Here is a 23,248-nt window from a genome sequence, read left to right on the forward strand (position 1 = left end):
TCTGCCCTTCTGCTGTCAATGACTCTGCGCCAATTCATCAAAGCTACAAAAAAACGATTTCTTTTTTGTATAAAAAACCGCCCCGGCTTCCATTGCGGAAACCGGGGCGGTTCATTCTGTTTATTGGTGTTCTTTCAGACACTCAATGCCTACCAACTGGCATTCAGTTTTTGAAGTTTTAGTCATATCTGTATTTAGAGGACTTTCCGTACACTTTTCGGAGCGATTTTTTCAGGCTGACCACCGTTTCTTTGATGATCTTTGCCTCATCGGCGGAGCAATCTGCAAGCTGTTCGGTCATCCAGCTGTCGAACACCGGCTTTGCTTTTTTGATCTCGATACACAGCAGCTCGTCCGCCGAACAGTCCAGCGCGTTGATGATGTCGATCAGCGTTTTCAGGCTGGGCACGGAGTTGCCCGTCTCGATATGGCTGATGTGCGTGACCACAACGCCGACCTCATTGGCCAGCTGTTCCTGCGTCATGCCCTTTGCAAGGCGGCAGGCACGGATGCGTTTTCCGATGTCGGCGTAGTCCACCATAGTACAAGCACCCTCCGTTTTGTGAAGTGATACTTGTATTGTATGTGCAATCGACCGGGATTGTAATAACCTGAAAGTGCAGTGGACCGATAAAGTATTTTCAAAAAACGCATCAGCAGATGCTCAAGGCATAAAGTTGAGGTACAGAAGGAGCGCGATGCCCAGAAAATTCACGATACCAAACGCCAGCGAGGTGCCCAGCAGCAGCTTGTATTTCTGCACTGCGAACTGCTGCTGCGTCTTTTGGTATTCTGCCAGCTCTGCCTTTGCATCATCGCGGTACTCCGTCATCTGGGTATCGCTGTCGCCCAGTGCTGTAAGCAACTGCTGCTCCAGCGCTGCAACTCTTTCCAGCACAGCCTTTTGATCGGCATCATTCTGCCTTGTAAGCTGGGCAGCGCTTTTCGCAAGGCTGCCGCACAGGTCATTCTTGAGCGTTCCCAGATGGCTCGTCAGGCTGCTTTCCAGCGTTTCGCTCTGGACGGTGAGTGTTTCCTGTATGCCAGCGTGGTACTCCGTCATCCGGGTGCTGCTGTTGCCAAGTGCTGTGAGCAGCTGCTGCTCCAGCGCTGCAACTCTTTTCAGCACAATCTTTTGGTCGGCATCGCTCTGCTGCGTAAGCAGGGCAGTGTTTTCCGCAAGGCTCCCGCACAGGGCATTCTGAAGCGTTTCCAGATGGCTCGTCAGGCTGCTTTCCAGCGTTTCGTTCTGGGCGGTGAGTGTTTTCTGTATGCCAGCGTGGTACTCCGTCATCCGGGTGCTACTGTTGCCAAGTGCTGTGAGCAGCTGCTGCTCCAGCGTTGCAACTCTTTCCAGCACAATCTTTTGGTCGGCATCGCTTTGCTCCGTAAGTTGGGCGGTGTTTTTCGCAAGGCTGCCGCACAAGGCATCCTGAAGCGTTCCCAAATGGCCTATCAGGCTGGTTTCCAGCGTTTCGCTCTGGGCGGTGAGTGTTTCCTGTATGCCAGCGTGGTACTCCGTCATCTGGGTGCTGCTGTTACCCACCGCTGTGAGCAGCTGCTGCTCCAGCGCTGCAACTCTTTCCAGCACAATCTTTTGGTCAGCATCACTTTGCTCCGTAAGTTGGGCGGTGTTTTCCGCAAGACTCCCGCACAGGGCATCCTGAAGCATTCCCAGATGGCTCGTCAGGCTGGTTTCCAGCGTTTCGTTCTGGTCGGTGAGCTTGTCCTCCAGTTCAAGATCTTCAAACTTCTCCTCAAGATTATTTAGTGCCCCTGACATCGCATCCACTGTCTTTTTCTGCGTGCCAAGCGCCCAAAGCACATCATTCAACCTGCCATTTGTGCCGTCAAGTTTGGGTTTAAGGTCATTCTTGAGCGTATCTATTTGTGTTTCTTCATCGGATTTGATCTTCGATTCAGCTTCCTTCAGCTCTTTGCCCAGCGGGTCGACCACATAATCATTGAACAGTTTTCTGACCTGCTCCACGGATCCCTGATCCAGCTCCACTTCAGGTTTTTCCAGCACTGATTTCATCCTGACATCCTCCAATCGCAGCCTTATAATCTTCCTCCAGCATTCCCAGCAGCAGGATCAGCTTGGTCTTTTCGGCAACACCCGGGGTCTGACGGATACGCCGTACGATCCCAGCATACTGCTCTGTGTACGCTTCTTTGGCTATCCGGCGGTAATCCTCCAGATTTTCTCTGTCCTGCCGGATCTCCTCAACAATGTGTTCCCGGGCTTTTTCCAGCACAGCCTTCTGCGCCTCTAAGGTGCTTTTCCGGGCCTTTGCATCATCGGCTTTTTTTCTTTTTTCTGCCAACAGCTGCTGGCCCTGCCGTTCCAGACGTTCCTCATTGCAGAGGACTTTTTCAAGCTCACCAAGCCATGTTGTTTCGTATTTCAGCAGCTCCTTTGCCACCTTTTCTACGATCTCGCCGTTCAGCTCCCGCACATCCTCAAGCCAGACCTTTTCTCTGTGGAACAGCGACTGTTTGGGGTAGTACTCCTGATAAAAGTCCTCGTGGATGTCCTGCTCCAGCTTCTGCCAAAGCGCGTTTTTATTGTAGGATACCGACATCCCGGCATCCTTCAGTATCTTGACATATTGATCCAGATAGCCTTCATCCCCGGACACTTTCTCGCGCAGGTAATCAAGGAGCGCCGCAAACACCTTCCGGTCTGAGTCATTCTGCCTGAGCGCACTGACACGGTCCACAAGATAGCGGCCGCCGCCGGAGGTTCTGAACAGATGCTCATCCTTGATCAGCGTATCGATCTTCTCGTTCAGCTTCGGCTTGCAGCATTTCCCGAACCGTTCTACACAGCCCGTAAGCATATTCTTTGCCGCTTGCAGCCCTTTGATCTTCCGCAGACGTTCCTCCCGGTCTGTCTGCTTATCTCCGGTGGTCTCACTTTTTATAAAATCCTCGCTTTGCTTTATGATATTCTCCTCGGCCTTGATCTCCTTTTCCTTTTTATCAAGCTGCCCGTCGCTTTCTGCCAGCCTGCTTTTCTCGGCGATCTTCAGTTCCCCTTGCAACCGCTGAAGCGCTGCCTGAAAGCGCTGTCCCTCCCGCTGTTGGATGCTTTGCCGCAGTTCCTGAAGGATACGGTCCCGGGTTTCGGTCATCTCCTTCCGGTCTTCTTCCTCCAGACTCTCGCACAGCTTTTGGAACGAGTCCGCCAGCTCTACGGGAAACACCTCCACCTTGCTGGTCTCGCCCAGATATTTTCCGGTTTCGGTTTTATACGTTTCCATTACAAAGTCATAAAAACTTTTTTCGCGTTGCTGACGCGGCTTTTTAAAGTAATCCTTGACTGTTCCCAGCGAGAACGCCTTGGTCGCCGCCACGATGTACTGCCCCGGCTTGTCCCGCCAGTACGGTTCCAGACCGTCCTGCACCTCCAGCGACTGGATGGTATTTGCCGTACATACCACAAGGCACACCTGTGCAACCGGCAGATACCTGCGCATCAACTTTTGCACATGAGCGGCCTCGCCCTCCGTTTTGCTGCCAACGCCGGGCAGATCCATCACATATAGATTTTCTGCCGCAGTTTTCGCTGTAAAAAACTTCCGCGGGATATCAATATGCAGGACACTGCGCGCGGATTCTCTGTTTTTTACCACCCGGCTGCGCACCTCTATAAGCTTTGCCTCCAGCTCTTTTTCGTCGCTGAAAAAGAGCTTTTCCGAAACTTTGCCCGGCTCATCCTCCACCGCAAGCGCATACTGCTCTGTATCGGAGCGGGCGTAGAGGATGGCAGTAGAGGTAGACGAGTTGCCCCGCGTGATCTCCTTGGTGCGCAAGGTCTGGCTGACCTTCTGGAAACAATCGTCGTCATCCCGTATCCCGATCAGCTTCAGGATCAGGCTGGTCTTGCCGATCTGGGAGGGGCCGTAAACAACGACCAGATAGCTTTCCTGCATTCCATCGTATTGCAAAAACGCGTTGTCCCGCGCCGTCAGCAAGCTGGCCTTTATCCGGTCAAATGCGTTCTTCTGCCAAAAGTTTCTTTCCTTAAAAAGTTCCTCACATCGCATAAAGCGCCTCTCTGGATCTGGCCGAGATCGTTTGCAGCAGTTCCAAAGCAGCATCCACCTGCGCCTTGGCGTTATACGCTTTCATAGGCTTTTTCACATCGCCGTTCCGATCCTCGAGGTTATTTTGGATGGTGTCCCGCAGCCTTGCCATCTGCTTGTCGAAGCGCTTCAGCTCCTCTTCCTTCAGTGCCGTATAGATCGAGTCGATCGCGGTGTTCGCCCTTCTCAGATTCTCGCACTGCACCCCGGAAAGATCCCGCAGGGCTGCAATCCCGCTGCCGCCCGCGATCAGCGCCATAGCTACAGCACCCACTACCGGTACCGAAACGCCAAAGGAGGCTGCGATCTGCGGGATCATGTTGATGGTCGCATCGCCCAGCATATCCATACCTGCCATGCCGCCCAGACCAACGGCGAATTTCCCCATAGAGGAGCTGTTCATTTTGGCGGGACGGCGGAACAGCTTATCTATACCGGTGCGCTTGGAGGCATCTGCCATATCCTTAAAGCCTGCTCCCGTTGTTCCGAGATCCACAAAGAGCTTCCATGCCTCTTGTGCACCATTCTGGATATGGTCCATTTCCAGTTTGCTTTCGCTGGGCGTGTAGCCCTCCACCTGTCTTCCTTCCGTACTGCACACCATTGCCAGATCATCGCTGCTCAGCACGCCATAATAATAAACGGCAATATCCACCAGCGCGCTCATCAGCCTTCTGGTGTTTTGGGTTTGGATCTCGTAGTCCTTTGGGGGCTGCTGGCTGACCAGTGCACAGACATCATTCGTCAGCTGAAGGCTCTTTTCGCCCCCTGCCTTCAGAGCCTTTTTACTGTCCTTGTTCTCACTCTCAAGCAGCCGCTGAAGGTCAGTTTTTTTCTGCGGAGTATCCAGCGCTTTCATCGTGGTCGCCAGTGCGCTCAGCATACACTGATCCGACAGATATTTCGGCTGATCCGATGCACCGTCCCACACCTGTAACGAGCGCATCACATTCTTGCGTGCCGCCTGAACGTCTTTGATGCTGTTTCCTCTGGTGAAGATCATCGAGATAAGGCTTCGTCCCTTTTCCTTGTTGCTGTTCAGAATGTTCTCCATCTGCCGCTTGCTCTCGCCGGCACCCTTCTCAAACTCTTTTTCCAGCACCTCTTCATATTCTTTGCGCTTTTTTGCAAGCGCTAAGTCAAAATAGTTCAGGATGGTGTTATCCTTGTAGTCCGCAACAGCTGCGCTGTCGTCGCTTTTCAGTACTTCCTTGATGGAATACAGGGTATCCTTGATATGCTCCACTTCCTCATACAGGTAGCGGGTATTATCGCGGGCAGACTGATCCGTAGTGCTGGCGTACCGCTCAATGGCATTTTTCAGCTTTTCGATCCATGCCTCGTTCTTTTTCTCGTCATCATACTGTCCGGTACAGACCACGCGGTCCGCATTTGCCTGTGGGATCTCCAGCGCCTTGATGCAGGACTGCCGCACCTCCTCGTTGTCGTCCTTGCTGGCATCCGACTGGGTAATGGCGTAAATGATATTGTTGCCGAACCGATCCGTCAGCTTTTTCAGCTGCTCAAAGTTATCCCCCTGCGAGAAACGGGACTCGTCGAACGCAAAGACCGCTGCATCCGAAGAGTTGACCGCAAAGTTGATCAACTCCCGCCAGTAGTCGTTATTTTTTTCAAAGCCGGGCAGCAGCATAAAGGAAACCGCCGAGTTATGCGTATGGCGATAGGGCACAAACATCTCCAGATACAGGATACTGTTGTCCTCACCTTTGGAGGCGTGGGCAAACTCGTTTGCCTCCATCCTGCACTCCACAGCCGCATACTCTCCCGCCTCGTTCTTCTGGACGCGGATCGCATTCATGACCGGCGCAGTCACATCCGTCTCCGTGATCAGCACAGGGATGCGCTCGCCGCGGCCCAGCTCGATGCTCAGCGCATCGTCCTTCAGGCCGTAAAAGTTCTTCATCAGGGTAGTCTTGCCCGCGCCCTGCATACCCGCAACGCAGATCAGCGTTTTGTTCTCCATCAGAGAGGCGATCTTCAGTTTCCGAATGGAGTTTTCCAACTCCTTAGCTTTCTCATAAGCCTGTTTCAGTGCTGTATCGTCCCGCAGTTCATCCGTATAGGTCAGGATCTTCAGGCAGTACTTCGTAAGTTCATTCACCTCATAGGGGCTGATCATCGATTTCTGGGCACTCATTTTACTTCCTCCGTTCTATTTATTTCACGTCTCGCACTGTGTCTGCAACTACTTTTACTGCGTCCTCCACGGTCCGCCGCCATTCCGGCACAAGGTACAGCGCAGTCCCTGTCAGGATCGCCGCACCCGCCGCCTTACGCAAAAGCGAAGGCTTGCGGGGCGTTTTCTGCACGGTATACTGCCCCAGCAGCTCCAGTGCACTGCTGGCAATGTTTTGAGCTTGCTCCAGCAGCTGCTGCACCGCTTCCCCGGCGGCACCGCCTGCCAGCATTTCCGCTGCCGTTCCGGCAAGCTCCCCGGAGCGCTTTAACATTTCTGCTGCGTGTTTTGCATTTTCTGCCTGCATAATGGTTCCTCCTGTATTACAAAATATTTTATTATCGCTGTGCAGCTACTGCACATTTGTTTTCTGTCCGCTCAACCGATCACCTTCACATAATCTCCCTGACTTCTCACCCACATCTGGATGCCCGTGCCAAACACCTCGGCTTCCACGATCCAGCCCTTTTCCGTCACCTGCAAAACCTTTGCAGTGGGCAGTCGGTCGAGCACGGATTCCAGACTTGGCCCGGTATACTCGAACCGGATGGTCTGCAACTCGCCGCCGTACATGAACTGGATGCGCTTGCGCATCTCGCCCTCCTGAAAGCGGTCGGTATAGCGCTGGGCAAAGTGCCGGTCGAGGGTCTTATAGTTCTGGATACGGTCGATGCGGTAAATGGTGGGGGAGTTATCCTGCGGGTTCCGGAAGTGCTTATCCTTGTCGATGCCCTCGATGAACGCTGCCAGATAGAAATAATACTCGCTGAACAGGATGCCCACCGGCTCAATGGTGCGCACGCGGGTCTCGCCATCATGGGTGCGGCAGTAGGTAATCTCCATAACATTGTGATTTTCTACTGCCGTGCCGATGTCCCACAGGCTTTCAATGAACTTCCGGCCGTGCTGCGGCTCAACGTAATGGAAGCGTTCGTTGCTGATGAGGTCTTTCACTTGATTCAACCTGTCCAGTGGTGTACAGGCCAGAATGAGCTTATCCAGAATCGGGAACATCTCTTCCTTGACCATGGAGCGGCTTTCCAGCAAAATTTTGCACACTGCCAGAATCTCGCTGCTGGTGAGGAAACGGGAAAGCGTATCATCCAGCAGGTAGCCGCCCTTTGCGGAGTTGTATAAGATCTCCCGGCGCGGCTCGCTGTCTGCAAAATAGCTGCGCAGGGTATCAAGATCGCGCTGGATGGTTTTCTCACTGACACCGAAGCGGTCAGCCGTTTGCTGTTTGTTCAGCACACCGCCCTGTACCAGAATCTGCTGAATATAGAGTATACGGTCTAATCTACTATTACGCACGGTTCATTCTCCTTCTCTGCTCATTGTAACACAGTGCAACAACAGTCGCAATTCTTTGTGTGAAATTTTGTTGTTTTGTGAAACAACTACAAAATTTTTGTCTCTTTTGCACAACCCCAGTATACAAAAAAAGATGGACAGCTTGTCTGTCCATCCTCCAAAAAGCCAAGTGCTTTTCTCACAAATTCCATCTGCGGTTCAGCCGGTAGATCACATCCCATACATCATCCTTAAAAGTGTACATTACCTGACGCGGTGATGCACTTCTGCTTGCCATGCAGACAACCAGAAACAGTTCGGCGGCAAATGCCGCGCCCAGCAGAAACATCCATATTTTTTTCATTGCGCACTCTCCTTTGATGGCGTTTATGCCCTTTTGTCTGTCTATTATAACGATCCTGTTGGACAGTTTGCTTGTCCTTTCTGTAAAAGATATTTTCTGCTTTTCCTGTACGTTGCAACACAAAAACCGCCCTGGCTTCCTGTTACGGAAACCGGGGCGGTTCGTTTGCTTTATTTGTGCTTTTTCAAGCGCTCACGCAATTACTTGCGGGGGTTCTTGATGGCAGCCTGAGCGGGTGCCAAAATTACAGGGCGTTCGGAACAACAGTATGAAATTCAGGAACTACTGTTTTCGCCTTTTGCAATTGCTTCAACCTGATACTGTAATAGGTCCTCCGGCAACATTGAACACTTCTTCTCATCAAGTGTTTTGCGTAGCTTTTGTTCCAATTCCTTAAACAAAAGGTCTTGAAAACACCATGGGCTTGCGCTATTCGAGTACTCTTTAGCTTTTCTCTCAGCCAATGCTTTTTCTTCCCGTAGTTCAGCAATTTTATCTTCCAACTTTGGTGCCCGGCCTATGCACTCTAGCAAACCCTCCAATCGTTTGATTTTCTCTCCTTTTGTATAATATTCTTCAATCATGCTCGCCGCATCCCGTTTCAATGTAGTCTTTGAACGTCCTTCAAATTTAGGATCTGCTGCACACCAAGCATATAACTGATTTAAAAAAATCGCTTGATTTGCAGAGCTTGTATACCATTCAAATGTAGCATTTTCCCAGCTTTGAATCAAATACATCCTTTGAGGATTTTTTTCTAGAGACTCAATGCATTTACAGAGCATTTCATAAGTCTCACCCCCTAATTCTTCTAAGCTTTTTAGAAGTACTGCATAGTCTTCCGTCGTTGTTGGTTTTTCTTTTCTTAGGTGGCGCTGCACCCATTGATCGTATTTTTGTTTCTCAATGTCGTTTGTCTCTTCGGATTGATTGTGCGCCCAAGCCGTTCTCAATACTTTAATCGTATCAACACATGCCCTTAAATCTTCAGATGCTTCACACGGATACTCATTATTCTTCAACCAACCTTTTTTCGTTAGCTTACGAATATAATACAGCTGCTGTCTATTACCGCCTTATACAAATTCAAACAGCCTGCCACAAATTTTGCATCTTCACTAAATACATCCACACATGGCTCATAATGACATATCAGAAAAAGATGCTCTGCTATTTTTGTTCGGACAAGTTTATTCAACTCTTCTGCAGGAGTATTTGAAAACAGAATATTTTCCATTTTTTACCTCCGCTCCTGCCCATTATCTTTATATGCCGAGAATCCATTATAGCCAATTCCCAAAATCAGCCCACGCAGATATTCGTTTTCCCGGGGTGGATTGTTCATACTGGTTACACCAACCATACGGTAACGAACCTTGTGCATCCCACTCAAGTAAGGGTCATCTGTTTCCAAATGGATCCAAGCTGTCCTCCCTTCCAGCTTTTCAATCATACCATTATAATGAATTGGACCATCCTGGTCACAATAAATAAACGGAACTCTCATTCTAGGAGATCTAGTAAAGAGATCCACTCCAATACCTTGAATAATCTCCTCACATTTTTTGAAATCGCGAGTACATTGCAATACCGCCAGCGCTCGAATCAATGAAAAAATCGGCCGTGCGCGATTTCCAACAGTGTTGCTCTGCGCAGCTTCACAGCACAACTCGCTGATACGCCTTATCTCTTTCCATTGAGTTGGTAAGAGTTGAATTTTCTGTCCTTCTTTTTCCATCAGGCGGTAACCTGTGGCGTTCATCCATACCGCTCTTAGGAGAAGACTCAGTGCAAAGTAATTTCCCTGAATGCATGTTTTATTGGGTTCCTCTTGCATAAATTCTGCAACTTTTCGGCAAGTATTACGCTGCTCTTTCGTAAGTTCTAAGTCGCCAAGCTTCCTGTTTTCTCCCGTAACACCTGCCGCATCCAGTTCTTGCTGGCAAACAAATGTAACCGCCGTTGCCTGATTCGTTTCAATCATCTCATGATATAGCTGTGCAAACTCCGGTTTCATTGTATTTTTCTGAACATCTCGAATTGTAACTTTGTACTCCGTAGCGAACTCTTGAATTTTGAGAAGGTGTTCTTGGATCTCATCGTGGTCATCCGCACCCCTGTTTTGAATCTCAAGAACTGCACAATCATCTGCAATTAGCTTTGTTTCACTTAAGTATTTCAGTTTTTGCTGTTCATTCAGATCTCCGTGTTCATATACTTCCTCAAATGCATCAAAGAGTGCATTATAAACATGGCCATTCTCTGGACTATAAAGGATTGCCTTATAGAGTTGCTCATAGATATCTCTATAATTCAATCCCGGCAACATGCCCATGGTTTTACCAAACTTATCGCGATATCTTCGATAATTTTTCTGCAGCCAAATATTGCAGCGAGTTATTTCAACAATCAAACCGTTTTTCTGATCCGAAAGGTATTTTTTCTCTCTGGTACCTGTCGGCACTTCATCAATTCCTCGTTCAAGATATTCCAGTTGACGATTTGCAAAAGTAATGGTCTCTTCCAACTCTTTAATTCGCTTTTCATAACTTTCTTCTGTGTAAGTCTCCGGCTTAGACTTATAAAGTTCTTCCCACTTTTTTCCATAATATTCACGAGAGTATGTTACTAACAGTGTAGCAAATCCTGCATCCCTGTCCGGAACAACATTGCATACCGTTCTCAATGTTTGAACAATTTTTTCACTTTGCCGTAAAATGTCACTATGTTCCTGCCTTTTTTCACCGTTTTCACGAAATGCTGTATACTGTGAGTTCGGCCCCATCAGTCGGATAAGTTGCTGTAGGTTTCGTGCAAAAGAAGACGGAAGTTCTTCCCAATGTTCTTGATATACTCTCAGAATTTCGCACAGTAGTTCAACCTGTTGATTTGCATTAATTCCATTCCGACTCAAAAAAATCTCTGCCTCTAATGGGTTACGGAAGCTAAATGCGTAATCACTTCCATCTTTCATTTCACTGTAATGAATCCATGGAATTCTTGTTGTAAGAACATTATACAATTCCACATTGATAGGTTTATCTTTTTCATAACTATTTTCTTTTAGCATCCATACCGCAATCGCATATGGAACTTCCAGTTTAAACCGTCCAAACAGCGCAATGCACGCATTAAATTTTTCCAAGTTATATTCGCTCGAACTTTCCTCGGCCTGTTTTTCAATCCGTTGCCGGATACTTTCCATTTCCTCCCTCGAAAGCCCCGCTTCTATAAACGCCTGCGCGATTGAACCCAAATTATTCGTGTTTTCTTGTGAGAACGTCTTGTCCAGTTGTTTCACCACATAATGATTGACCATTAATTCTTCTCGACCAAGTGCTCTTTCCAGATTTGGTCGTAGCAAATTTATGATTCGATAAAAGCATTGGAAAATGTCCATCTGATCCTGAAGATTTTTCTTTTCCAACTGTAATTTCTGATTTTCAATCCCTGAGTATGTCTTAATTTTTTCCCAGAAATCATTTTTTTCCTTGGTATTCATTTCACGGTCAGTGTTAATATAGCAACAGCCATTCTCCAAAAACATTTGTGATGTCACATCTGTACTTTGCACAAAATGTTTTTTTCCATCCTCTATATAAGAGAAACATCTTCTCTTACTTGTTTTCTCAACAGGTGTTTCATATGCACTGCATACCAAAACAAACCTCCGCCCTCGATTCAGTAGCATCTGTGAAAGATGCTGTGCGTTGGAGGTAACATTTCGATACGATGAGCAATCCCAAATCAAAAGAATTCGGGCATCTCCATCACAAGCATCAATTCTTTCCATCAAAGTTTTCAGCGCATCACCTTCTTCGCTTTTATCAGAGAACAGTAGCGTGTCATTGTCAATAAAGATAACAGGATTATTATGCTCACTATAAATTTCATACGCCAATGCTGCAAGAGCAACACTTTTACTGCTACCAGGCGCTCCACACAAAATAATAGGCATTTCCTTATCAGCACCAGCAATTGCTTCTCCTAACAGTTCCCGTTTTACGGCACACTTTAATACTATTTCAAATTCTCGTGAAACATGAAAGTCCGAATTTTTCAAATAACCATACCACTGTGGTCCATCCGCAGAACTTCTTATCAAGAAATTATAGAACCATTTTGCTTGCATTACCTTTCCATAAGGTCGCACTGCAAAAACTTTCTGCTCGGTCAAAACAAATGCTAGTTTTCGATATGGTAAGAATTCTCGGCTAGAAATTGTAACTGCCTTTCCATTTTTATAGAAAATTTCATATTGCGCATCAGAGTCGTTAGATTTCACCTCGTCAGATTGATTCCATTCATATCTCGCCTTAAGTACTTCATCCAGCGACTCCGTATGAAATTCTATTCCTTTCAAATCTGCCAATTTTTTCAGTTTTGTTTCTTCACTTTTTTCACTCCAAAACTGAATATTGTCTGCGATTGCGCAATCATTATAGACTGCTGTAGCAAAGGCGCGATACGGCATATCATTGTCTGTTTCTGGGGCATATCCAACAACTACCATCGCGTTATGATTGTCAATCATTTTGCACAGTCTCTTCATCATTCCCTGCGCACGCCGAACACGGTATTCTTCTTCACTCTCTCCAGTAATTTCAAGCGTTTGGCATTCTTCCTCATTTAACGACTCATCTTTTTTCCAAACGTACACAACCGGAAATTCATCATTTTTCCATAGATTTGCCGCCGTAATGTCGCCTTCATCGCTGTAGATCTTAATATGGATACCTTGAAGTTCTTCCAACGGAAGTGTGTTTCGACTTGTTGCAATAATTTTCCAAGGGTACAAACCTATGATTTGTCTTACTACATCCTCTTTCATATTCCGTCCAATGAACAGGATTGCGTTTTTCATTCTTAACTTGCCTTCAAAATCCGCAGCAAGTCCCACAAATCGTTCTTCACCAAGAGCCATTAAAGGTTCTCCTTTCGTATAATGATTAATCTATCTTTAATTTTCCCATCTGTCTCAAAATCGCATTTTTCGTACCATCATTCAAATAAGCCTCGTTCAGTGTTTTCTTAGTATAATTCAAATACGTTCTAGAAGTTTTTTCTGTCAGAAGTTCTGTAAAGTAACGCTCCCAACTAAAATATTTCTTACTATCGATGTAGTTAGATGGTGTTTGCAAAATCTGTGTGGTCTCTGCATCTTTCAAAATTCCAGAGGAAAGTATCAGCCATTCAAAAGATTCCGGCAGATATAGTGCCAGATTTTTTCTTGTCTGCACCAACTGCAACACTCTATCCATTTCCGGGCCAAAGGCAGCGCCATCTGCAATTACCAAGATTTTTTCATCCCTATGAGCTTTCAAATAGGAAAACACATTTGACTTTCCGTTTGCAGTGTCACACTGCATTTGATGCTCTGCGCAGACCGCATCAAAGAATTGATAACCCGAATTGCTGTCCTCAGTCAAGATCTTCTCCAGCTTAATATTCTCAGTCGTACTATCCGGGTAAATTCGATAGAACGAATGATAGCTCTGTTTCAGCGAGCCATACTTTCCAGAGGTTCGGATTCCATACACTTCTTCCACACTGTATGGCAAGGCCGGCAAACCCTCTCTGGTCACGATGACATAATAGTTGTCGGTCTGCTGAATCGCACGTGCAAAATCTTTGGTCTTGACAAACTCGTTTCCTTCGTCGATAAAAACAATGCTGTCCTGAATATTGTCAAGTTGTCCCTTCCAAAGATTTCCTTCTACCACATAGCAACCTTTGTCACAATTCAGAGTGACCGGTCCACTTTCTCCATCGTTCATATGTGTACGAATCATATCCACGAGGGTCGTTTTACCCGTTGCGCTATCCCCGCGAATGATAGTTAAGTTGCGCCGCAGTTCAAATTCATATTTCAGGTACTTTGTGCCAACGACCACTTTATGAATGCCTTTCATTTTTGTCAGCCCCTTTACACAAACTCACCTGCGACCAAAATCAGCTCTTCCATACTGTGAACGATTTGATTCGTATTCAGCACTTTTACTGTAAATGGCTTTTTGCCAAAATCCATCAGGTGACGCAAATTCACCGTGCGATCCTCCTGCTCTGCAATTTTGAGCAGCCACTTTGCACAGTTGTTGCCACAAGTCGATACATTGAACACTTTCTCCGGCTCAAACTTTACCAAAATCAGTGTCTTTACGCCACCAGACAAACCAATCGGTGGAATTTTACCCAAGACCGGGCTGTCAATGATACCACTGTCAATCACAGTGGATCTATCTACATCCTGAATCATTTCCTTGACCATCGGGTCAACGATCCAGCCTTCCTCGTAATCATATTTGAAATAGGAAGCTGTATTATACACAGCTTCCTTCATATCACCGTAAAAAATGTTCAGCATCTTATCACCTCATCGATGTGCGTACTTCTGCTATCATTGTACCCTCTTTCAGCCTACAAAACAAGATGCAAAAAGCTCTTGGCCTCCATTACAGAAGCCAAGAGCTTTTATCTTCTTTGTCCTACCAGATTTTATTTCCGGGGAGACTTAATTGCAGCCTGAGCGGATGTCAAAATTGCAGAGCGTTGGAAAGAATAATAGTACGTTTTTATGGGGCAACAAGCGTTTTTATCTTCGCATGAATTCTACTCCAGAAATGTTTCTTGTTCGATTGTGACCCCATATTGCAAAATCTTATCAATTGCATCAACAAACAGCGTATGTCTTCCCGCATTCCGCTCTTCCTTCAGCTTCTTCAGATACTGCTCCGGCCGCTTCAGGCCATTTTTGTGGTACTGTTCCACAAAGCGCCCTTCCATACGCATGGGTTCAAGCTGTGGAAACACCGTTTGCAGGTTTTCAAACATACAAAAACCGCCCAGATCAATATCCGCCCAGAATCGAATTTGCATAGTTTCCCCTGCCGCAGCAGCCAGTTTTTCAAAAAGTTTTTTCTTCCGCGGGCTCAGAAAGCCGCCGTGATAAACAACAAGTTCTTCCGGCTGTTTTTCCGCCAGCAAATATTCATCATAGTTCGTTTTATTTTCGATAAAGGTAATGCAGCAGATGTTTTTTAGTTCAATGTCCACAATCTCTGACACAAGTGTACTGGGCAAAGCCAATCCATAAGGTTCTGTTGCGCTGAGCCGTAGTTCTCCCTTCTTCAAGCAGATTGCGCCATCGCCCGAGAGTTCGTAAAGCTCCGGGCGGGCATAGATTCCCAGAAATGCAAGCTGATCCCGCTCACCAAGTTCCGCTTCTGTACAGGCCGCCGACAGTTGGGTATTGTACTTTCGTGCAATGGTAAGAAACAGCTCCCGTACATTTCGCTCAAAATACTTGGTATCGTGAAAACACTGGCTGCTGAATGCACGCATCGTCACACTGCCGGACAGCTCCGCATACCGTTGAAACGTGAGCAAAAGCTCCTGCAGCAGACCGTCGTTTTCCCTGCAATACGTCGGCACTTTCATGCTGTTCCGCACCTGAGCACATACAGCATCCCTCCATGCCGCGATCCATGGAACGGGATTGTCTTCCAGCTTCTGCATGATGATGTTTGCAACCTCTTCTGCCTTTTTTCGCGGATGCACTCTGTCGGCGCATTCATAGCACTGTGCGACCCGTTCCAGATCCAGCACAATGCAGGAGAGAACGCTCTGCTTTCTCGCCCATTCCAGACGCACCAAAGCCTGCTGCTCCAGCTCCCGCGCTGCAATATTGTAAGCATCCCGAACCACCGCATCTTCGTATTGATACTCCGGCAACTCCCTTTTATCAATGCGCAGCATTACCCGACGTCTGGATGTGTTGGGTTCAGAAAGATGCTTACTGTTTTCAAACTTATCCAGCAGACGATTCAGGATCACCTGTGCTTCCTTCATTCTGCATCTCCTTTCCAAATGGAATGATATGCATCCGGTATCCGGATTTGTCCACTAATAATGTACGGTCTGCAATGGGCATAATGTCCGAGACCTTATCCGGCGGCGTACAGATGATCGCCTGCAGCCCCATCTTTCGGAGAAGGAGTACACTCTCCGTGATCCGGTCACTATCCATTTTATTGAAAGCTTCATCGAACACCACCAGACGCACCGTATTACCAAAACGGGTAGCGTCGTTGACGCGGTACAGCTGGGCAAACGAGGCCAGCACCGCAATATAGAATGGCGTTTGTGTTTCGCCACCGGACTTCATATTCAGTGTTTGAGAAAGCAGCTGCTTGGAACCATTCTGATCGGTCGTTTCCAAATCAAACTTCAGATATGTCCGGAAGTCTGTATAGCGGACGATATTCTCCTGCAGTTCGCTCTGTTTGCGGGCATTGAGCTGCGTATCGTCTGCCATTGTGATCTGGCTGAACAGTTTTTCGATCAATGGGCCGTATTTTTGCTGAAAGGGCAGTGCGAATAGACCGGATTCGCCTTCCATCAGTTCATCTGCCGTGATCATGTTATAGTAATCCAGATAATCCGGGTTTGGCCCTACGCGGAATTGGTACTTGTCTGTGCCAAATTGTGCCTGACGCAGAGCCTTGTTCAGATTGTGCACCTGGTCTTGCACCTGGTCGATGCTGGATTTCAGTTTGGCAAGGAAATCGTTCTGGAATTGCTCCATTGCGCTTTCCCGTGCCGCCCGGATCTTTTCTTTGTATCGGGGCAGCTCGCTTTCCCGCAGAGTGCGCCGTTCTTCCTCGTATTCGGTGTTATCCATCACCTCGATCTGGAATGCACAAGGTTTGAACCGTTCTGCATATTCTCTGCGTGCTGCAAGCAGTTTCTTCTGAGCCCCGTCCATCGCCTTTGTGCTCTGCGCCAAACTGTCGCCGAAGTTCTTGCGGATGACATCTGCCTTTTTCAAGCGGACAAGCTCCTGCCGATAGCGGGGAATGCCGATGGTTTCTCGGTATTCCTTCGTGAACTCCTCGTTCAAAATATCTTCGATGGCCTCATACCGTTGGTATTTTTCCGGCAAGATCTCATATTCCAGCTGATGGATGCGGCCTTCCAACTTCCCTTTTTGCACATTTTTCGCATCTTTTTCCTTATTGAATGCAAGGATCTCTTCTTTCAACTGTTCAATGATGCGCCGCTGCTCATCCAACCAGAACAGATTCAGCTGGGAAAGCTGATTTTTGACTTCTGCGATTTCCTTGATGATCGTCTGGACGCGCTGGTAGTCCTCCTGCTTTTGCGCCACATCGATTCGGACAAATCTTTGGGTAAAAAGCGGCTCCTGCAGGCCGGTCAGCTGCTTCTGGAGCGGCTGCCAATGCCGCAGCTCTTCCTGCAGACAGGCCAGTTCCTTTTCCAGATGGTCGATGCGGAGCTGCACCGCACGCCGCCCGATGAAGGCGTCTTCCATCCAGCCCTTCCGAAGTGCGCGGGCCACATAGCCCTGATACAGCATTCCCTCTGCCGTAATTGCCGTCTTATAGCAGCGCAACTGTTCTGCCATGTCGCAGCATATCACCCGACCCAGAAGATAGTCCACATAGCTGCGTGCCAGCTTGTTTTCTGTCTCCACCTTTTCTGCCAGACTGCCGGGCAGCGGGCGAAGTGTTTCTTTTTCCCGCAGTTTTCCGATATCTACCAGACCAAACGCACGGTACTCTGCTTCCTGCTTCAGCCGGTCGTAAATGTTAAGTGCATCCTGATAACGTCCCGGCTCCACCAGCAGATAATATTTCTGGTTATTTAGGTAGCCTTCTACCGCTCCACGCCAGCGCTCATCTGCCATTTCCAGCACATCAGCCAGAATATAAACGGGAACCGCATGCCCCGTTTTATCCGCCAGATCCTTTTCCAGCCGGTCTTTGAACAGCAGAAGCCCATGGGGATAATCTTTGATGTTCCTGCGCAGATTTGCAAGCACCGCACTTTTCTGGTCGGCTTGCTTCTTCAGCTCTACAATACGATCCTCTGTTTTATGAGCCGCACTGCGGACAGCATCCGACAATTCAGCCGCTGCCTGCTGCCCCGTTTCAAACAACTCCACAGGCCGGGCAAACAATCCCTTCTCGTCCCCAGTAAATACAGCATATGCTTTCTGCACAGTGTTCGCCGCTTCCTGCACCGGTATGAGAAGTTCTTCCGGTTCCAGTTCTTGTATCTCCCCACAGAATCTCTGCAAATGCCGTGCTTCCCGCTTAATCTCCACTTCAAGATTTTGCAGACCCTGTTCCAGCTTTTTCTGCTCATCTCTCAGAGCCTTTTCCGTGTTGAGCAGACGCTCTTCCTCCTGGAAAACGTTGCTCTGCCTACAGGCCAGCTCCAGCTCACTGCGGCGCGTTTCTTTCTGTTCGATCTGCCGCTCAAGCTCCTTCAGTTGCTCATTCACATTTGCAAGGTTCTCCTTGCATTCAGTTCGTTCCAATTCCCTCTGGTCGATCTCTGTCTGCGCAGCTTCTTTTTCGGCCCACCGTACCAGAAACTTCTGGATCTGGCAGCGGTCTATGGCTTGGTTCATCTCCTGATACAGCCTGCTGATTTGCTGCAGTGCATCCAGCTTTTCCTGCTGACGCTGCGCCAGCAATTCGTGCCGTTTATAATCCCGGATGTTTTGCTGCATCAGCTCAATATTGGGTTTATCCGGAATATCGCAGATGTTCTCCGTAATAAATTTTTGGATATCCACAATTGGCCGGAACGAAACAGCCTTCTTCATCATCCGTAAGACCTGCTCGTTGTGGACGTTCCACTTTGCAAGCATGTTGCAGCGATACTCTTTTTGAGTATCGTAAAATTCTGCCCGTGCATAGTTCTGCTTCAAAAAACGGCGAAGTGCAGAAGTCTCCATTGCCTCACCCTGCTCAATAAAGCAATTTTCCGGCAGTGTCCCCGTGTAAATAAAGAATGTATCACGGTAACTTCCATCGCTGCGGCAGTCAAAGGTAACGCCCGTCACAAAGCTGCTGCCCTCCATCTCATCCTGAAATTCGCAGACAATATAGGTGGAAAAGTCCTTACCACGACGGGAATACGGGCTGTTATCATCCATGTCGGCGCGCAGATAGCCTTCCAGTGTGCGCTGCGATTTTTCGTTGGCCGCCTGATTAAAGTTGCGGGCGTTGGTCTCGCCCAGCAGTACGATCTGCAGTGCATCGATGACCGTTGACTTTCCGGCGCCGTTCTTGCCTGTCAGAAAATTGATGTCGCCCACTTCAATCAGTTCCTTACTGAAATAGAGCCAGTTGATCAGCAGGATCTTCTTCAGCTTCTTCATCTGTTTCCTCCTTTTTCAAAACAGACACCACCAAGTTCAGCTTTTCGCTGGAGACCGCAGAGAGAATGGTGGGCAATATTGCGATCCTGCAGCTGCCCTGGTTGAATTTTCCTTCCAGTCTTTGAATCACAGAATGGTTTTCCAGTACCGTAAACGCGCGTTTGACCTCTTCCATATTCGGCTTAGCCGGAAAAACGGGATAGTCGGTCACCACTTTTTCCAGCACATCCCGCACAGTACACACGGCATCCTGCTCCAAACCCAAACGCTCCATATTTTCTTCGTAGATCAGCCGTAATGCCAGCAAAATCGCCGTTTCTTTTTTATTGAGGTTGCAACGGTTAGCCTCGTCTGTGTTCAACACATAAAAGTATCCGTTCAGTTCATCCCTGCGCAAATCCCAGTCCAGCAGGCTCAGGTACTCCTGTACAGCCTCATAGTGCCGTGATAGAAAAAGATAGTCTGGGTTATCCACCCTGCCTTTTCCCGGCTGGTAGATGGTTCGCACAATGTATGTGCGGCTGAGCAGCTGATTGCAGACAGATTTGAATTGTTCCAGTTCTTTTGCCGTTGCATTGGTAACAAAATCAAAATTCACGGCTTCTTCTCCTTCCTCCGGATCTGCATTTGCGGGATCGAATAGCCATTTTTGCAAAAAATGCCACCGAGTTCCTGGACCACATAACCGGCAGATGCATCCTTGCTTCCAAGGATTGCCAGCAAACTCATGATATAATCCTTGTCTTCTTCAAGCGAGAGCTCCTCCGAGCAACGAATGTCAGCGTCTCCCAGCCATCCCTGCACGTAATCATTTACTGCTGCCCGGCCATATTTCGATTGCAGTAACTGTGCCGCTCTGACCTGTTCTTCCGTATTCGGTGCCTGATCATCTTGTATCAGCACCGACGCGGTTTTTGTCCGTTTTTCGGGGCGCTTACGGTACCACAGACTTTTTTCTGACAAAAAAGACTGCTCATACAATTGAAATGCCGGTTGTATCTGGTCCACCAGCTCAGACGCCCTGCGGTTTCTGGACAGTGCCGTCAGCAAAACATTCAAATTGCCGCGCACGCTTTGATCTCGGTTCGTCAGGTTCTCGATTTTCTGTGTTGCTGCCCTGGTATAGCGCCGGACCTGCGTATCAATTTCCTCAAGATAGTCCTTCTCTAAATTGTCATAGCGTTCTTCGATCCAGAAAATTTTCCTCAGCAGATCGGCACGGCAGTCTTCCAATGTCTTGCCCCGCTTATCACGCAATGCTTCATTTGCCATCGCCATCAGCAAGGTGTCATCCTCTTCCCAGCGCCTAAGCACAGACTGAATGGGCACACGATACTTCGGCACTGAATCTTTGATTTTCAGCGGACGGATATATGCCTCCACAACCTTTTGTCCGAAGTCGTTAAAGTGTGCAGCCAGCACCTGGTTGATATCCTGCATATCGATCTGCGTCTGAAAATAATGCTTCACATTATGATAGACCATTTGCAACAAGCTAATCAGCGCCGTTGTGTTATCGTAGGCACTATAGAGAGCCGTCATTTTATCGTAAGCATTGTTGCTGTCGTCGGCGGTCTTTAAGACTGAGAAAGTTCCGAACACATAGGAATATCCACGAGCCGGACTATCATCCCTGAGTTGATGAAATAGTTCCAGCAGGCGACTGCTGTAATTAGGAATCGTGATGTACTCTTCAAAGTCGTCCCCGCGTTCTTTCTCAAACCACCCCTTACTACACAGCTTGCGGATCAAAAAACGAGCGCGGCCAGAGATATCCCTCAGTTCCTCTTCGTCAATGTCTTCATCTTCAAACGTAGCATCCGCCAGTTCCTGCTCCAGCCTGCCGCGCAGCATGGAATACAAGACATCTTCCCGTATTTTCAGGTTTTCTTGGTATGCTGCGTACAGTACGTCCAGCGCATCCGCATATAAAATACGGTTGGGCGAAGCCAGCGGCGAGAAAAGTTCGCTTGGAACCGCTTCAAAAAACTTCATAGGCCTACCACCTTATTCGACTGATATACGCTTTCTTTTCTATTATTGTAACCTCTTTCCTCTTACAAAACAAGATGCAAAAAGCTCTTGGCCTCCATTACAGAAGCCAAGAGCTTTTATCTTCTTTGTCCTATCAGATTTTATTTCCGGGGAGACTTAATCGCAGCCTGGGCGGGTGCCAAAATTGCAGAGCGTTCAAATCAGCTTGAATTTTCATTTCGAATGTGCTAGATTCTCTTATATTTCTCCATTGTTCTTGCCAAAGGCCCCGTATTTGATGTAGAATACCTATAGAATTGCAGTTAAATTTACTTTCTACCATAACTGAGGTTTCTACATGGTTAAGCAAGTCAAAATTGAGCGTTTCAAGTCAATCAGTAGCGCCACCCTTGATTTAAGCAAAATAAATGTTCTTGTCGGTACTAACAATGCTGGGAAAAGCAGTGTCCTTCAAGCTCTTCAATTTGCAACATCTGTTGCTCAAACCGCTAAGACCTATTCGCAAAATGTAAAGTTTGATAAAAATGGAGTATGGGCAACTTCTGTCTATCCGGATCAATTAGTATACTCTCCTGTAAAAGATCCTTATACACTCGCCCAAGGCGGTGTTCTTAAAGAAGACTCAGATTTAGGCATTGCAGTTTCTTTTTTAGAAGATTCCGGTGATATTGCTACTGCAACTTTTCGAAAAGGCAGAAATAAAAATATTGCTGCTCGCTTTGAGGGTGCAAATGTAGGTCAAAAGCTTGCATCCCTCGAGGCTCCTTTTTGTATGTATGTCCCTGGTCTTGCAGGAATTCCTTTTGAGGAAGAAATTCGAACCGTCGGTGTTGTCCGCCGAATCGCGGCTAAAGGTGACTCCAATACGGTGTTTCGCAATGTTATCAATCTTCTGAGTCAAGACCATGAAGGCTGGTGTAGATTTTTAACCGATATAAAAGTTATTTTTCCAGAAATCGAATTTGAAATCAACGCTAGACCTGAGGTCGATGGTTTTATTGATATAAAATTCAGACTAACATCTTCTGCGCCACTATTGCCTATTGATCTCGCAGGAACAGGCGTTCTTCAAGCAACACAAATTGCTGCATATGTTAATTATTTCAAACCCGCCCTGCTTCTTCTTGATGAACCCGATTCTCATCTGCACCCCGACAATCAACGCGCTCTTGCAACACTTCTGGTTTCTATCTCTGATAAAACACAAACTACCGTCCTTATTTCTACTCACTCACGGCATCTGATGGCTGCTCTTCAAGAAGATGCCAAATTTTTCTTGGTAAAGAACGGAACTGTTTCTGATTCCGAGTATAATCACTATATCGGACTTTTGGAATTGGGTGCTTTAGATGAATATGATCATATTCGAAACGGAGACTTGAAGTACATTATCCTTACTGAAGACTCATCAGAAACCAGTCATAAATATTTACGAGGAATATTAGAAGCATCAGGATATGCGCGAGATGAATTTCAGATTTATTCATATAACAGTGTAACCAAGATTGACTCCGCAAAAATGTTTGCTCAGTTCTTATTAGATATCAATCCAGACTTAAGGATTATTGTCTATCGTGATCGTGACGGATTATATGATGATGAGGTTTCCGAAACTAAAAGAGCTATCGAATTCGATTCTCGAGTCACTTGTGTTATTTCAAAATTCAACGATGTTGAAATGTATTATTGCGATGAAAATCACGTGTGTGAAATTTGCAATCGTTTAAGTCTTCCTTTAACAATTTCAGAAGCACAAGAGTTCTTGCTTTCCTCTATTAACGAGCAGGATGAAAAATCCAAAAATAAATTTTTTACGCATCGACTAAGTTTAAATAAAAACAAGAGTGATGGTAGTTTCATAACGATTGCCCAGAGCAAATACGATGAAAACAAGCGCGTTTATGCCTATGGAAAAACTATTGCAGGCGTCTTGAAATCCAAATTACAACAGAAGTTCGGAAGAAACATCGATTTATATCAAGTAACGCCTTACCTTTCAGAATCGCAATTTTCTGCTGTTGTCGCAAGCAATCACTCATAGTTTTTTTACATAAAGCCCCGAAACTTATTTGAGTTTCGGGGCTTTTATTCATGTGGCATCACTCAATGCCATATTACAA

The 23,248-nt window shown here is 47.1% G+C and carries 17 protein-coding genes; 1 reads left to right on the top strand and 16 read right to left on the bottom strand.

Annotation, left to right across the window (positions count from 1 at the left end; all coding sequences use genetic code 11):
• Positions 1-178 precede the first annotated feature (178 nt).
• The 16 genes from C7J97_RS10770 to C7J97_RS10835 all read right to left on the bottom strand — a co-directional run bounded on the left by C7J97_RS10770 (position 179) and on the right by C7J97_RS10835 (position 21,128).
• On the bottom strand, positions 179-541 hold the full coding sequence (locus C7J97_RS10770; protein WP_015537470.1) for a helix-turn-helix domain-containing protein: 363 nt from the start codon (positions 539-541) through the stop codon (positions 179-181).
• 123 nt (positions 542-664) lie between these two features.
• Positions 665-2,038: a hypothetical protein gene (locus C7J97_RS10775; RefSeq protein ID WP_113992578.1), complete on the bottom strand. Its 1,374-nt coding sequence runs from the start codon at positions 2,036-2,038 to the stop codon at positions 665-667.
• Positions 2,013-3,980, bottom strand: coding sequence for a hypothetical protein (locus C7J97_RS10780; RefSeq protein WP_207657570.1), 1,968 nt, complete (start codon positions 3,978-3,980; stop codon positions 2,013-2,015). The genes C7J97_RS10775 and C7J97_RS10780 overlap by 26 nt, the downstream gene beginning before the upstream one ends.
• A gap of 61 nt (positions 3,981-4,041) precedes the next feature.
• Positions 4,042-6,249: a P-loop NTPase family protein gene (locus C7J97_RS10785; protein WP_113992580.1), complete on the bottom strand. Its 2,208-nt coding sequence runs from the start codon at positions 6,247-6,249 to the stop codon at positions 4,042-4,044.
• Positions 6,250-6,268: 19 nt separating this feature from the next.
• Positions 6,269-6,595, bottom strand: coding sequence for a hypothetical protein (locus C7J97_RS10790; protein WP_113992581.1), 327 nt, complete (start codon positions 6,593-6,595; stop codon positions 6,269-6,271).
• Between the two features lie 71 nt (positions 6,596-6,666).
• Positions 6,667-7,599: a helix-turn-helix transcriptional regulator gene (locus C7J97_RS10795; RefSeq protein WP_113992582.1), complete on the bottom strand. Its 933-nt coding sequence runs from the start codon at positions 7,597-7,599 to the stop codon at positions 6,667-6,669.
• Positions 7,600-7,777: 178 nt separating this feature from the next.
• Complete coding sequence (locus C7J97_RS15040; RefSeq protein WP_015537467.1) at positions 7,778-7,942, bottom strand: hypothetical protein; 165 nt, start codon at positions 7,940-7,942, stop codon at positions 7,778-7,780.
• 275 nt (positions 7,943-8,217) lie between these two features.
• Complete coding sequence (locus C7J97_RS10800) at positions 8,218-8,964, bottom strand: hypothetical protein (RefSeq protein WP_113998224.1); 747 nt, start codon at positions 8,962-8,964, stop codon at positions 8,218-8,220.
• A 14-nt stretch (positions 8,965-8,978) separates the two neighbouring features.
• The gene (locus tag C7J97_RS14875; RefSeq protein WP_147232756.1) at positions 8,979-9,179 is read right to left on the bottom strand and encodes a hypothetical protein; all 201 of its coding nucleotides are present in this window, start codon (positions 9,177-9,179) and stop codon (positions 8,979-8,981) included.
• 3 nt (positions 9,180-9,182) lie between these two features.
• Positions 9,183-12,866 (bottom strand): hypothetical protein, encoded by a 3,684-nt coding sequence (locus tag C7J97_RS10805; RefSeq protein WP_113992584.1) that lies wholly within the window; start codon positions 12,864-12,866, stop codon positions 9,183-9,185.
• A 25-nt stretch (positions 12,867-12,891) separates the two neighbouring features.
• Positions 12,892-13,854: a translation initiation factor 2 gene (locus C7J97_RS10810; RefSeq protein WP_113992585.1), complete on the bottom strand. Its 963-nt coding sequence runs from the start codon at positions 13,852-13,854 to the stop codon at positions 12,892-12,894.
• A 14-nt stretch (positions 13,855-13,868) separates the two neighbouring features.
• Positions 13,869-14,306 (bottom strand): DUF4869 domain-containing protein, encoded by a 438-nt coding sequence (locus C7J97_RS10815; RefSeq protein WP_015537463.1) that lies wholly within the window; start codon positions 14,304-14,306, stop codon positions 13,869-13,871.
• 245 nt (positions 14,307-14,551) lie between these two features.
• Positions 14,552-15,790 (bottom strand): Wadjet anti-phage system protein JetD domain-containing protein, encoded by a 1,239-nt coding sequence (locus tag C7J97_RS10820; protein WP_113992586.1) that lies wholly within the window; start codon positions 15,788-15,790, stop codon positions 14,552-14,554.
• A complete protein-coding gene (locus C7J97_RS10825; RefSeq protein ID WP_113992587.1) occupies positions 15,750-19,133 on the bottom strand; it encodes an ATP-binding protein in 3,384 nt (1,127 codons plus the stop codon). The genes C7J97_RS10820 and C7J97_RS10825 overlap by 41 nt, the downstream gene beginning before the upstream one ends.
• The gene (locus C7J97_RS10830; RefSeq protein WP_005920847.1) at positions 19,084-19,731 is read right to left on the bottom strand and encodes a DUF4194 domain-containing protein; all 648 of its coding nucleotides are present in this window, start codon (positions 19,729-19,731) and stop codon (positions 19,084-19,086) included. The genes C7J97_RS10825 and C7J97_RS10830 overlap by 50 nt, the downstream gene beginning before the upstream one ends.
• A complete protein-coding gene (locus C7J97_RS10835; protein ID WP_113992588.1) occupies positions 19,728-21,128 on the bottom strand; it encodes a Wadjet anti-phage system protein JetA family protein in 1,401 nt (466 codons plus the stop codon). Before C7J97_RS10835 ends, C7J97_RS10830 begins: the two co-directional genes overlap by 4 nt.
• 337 nt (positions 21,129-21,465) lie before the next feature.
• On the opposite strand from C7J97_RS10835, the gene C7J97_RS10840 reads away from it, so the two are divergent.
• Positions 21,466-23,169, top strand: a complete 1,704-nt coding sequence (locus C7J97_RS10840) for an AAA family ATPase (RefSeq protein WP_113992589.1) — start codon at positions 21,466-21,468, stop codon at positions 23,167-23,169.
• Positions 23,170-23,248 lie beyond the last annotated feature (79 nt).

Source organism: Faecalibacterium prausnitzii (genome assembly GCF_003324185.1).
Classification (GTDB): Bacteria; Bacillota; Clostridia; order Oscillospirales; family Ruminococcaceae; genus Faecalibacterium; species Faecalibacterium prausnitzii.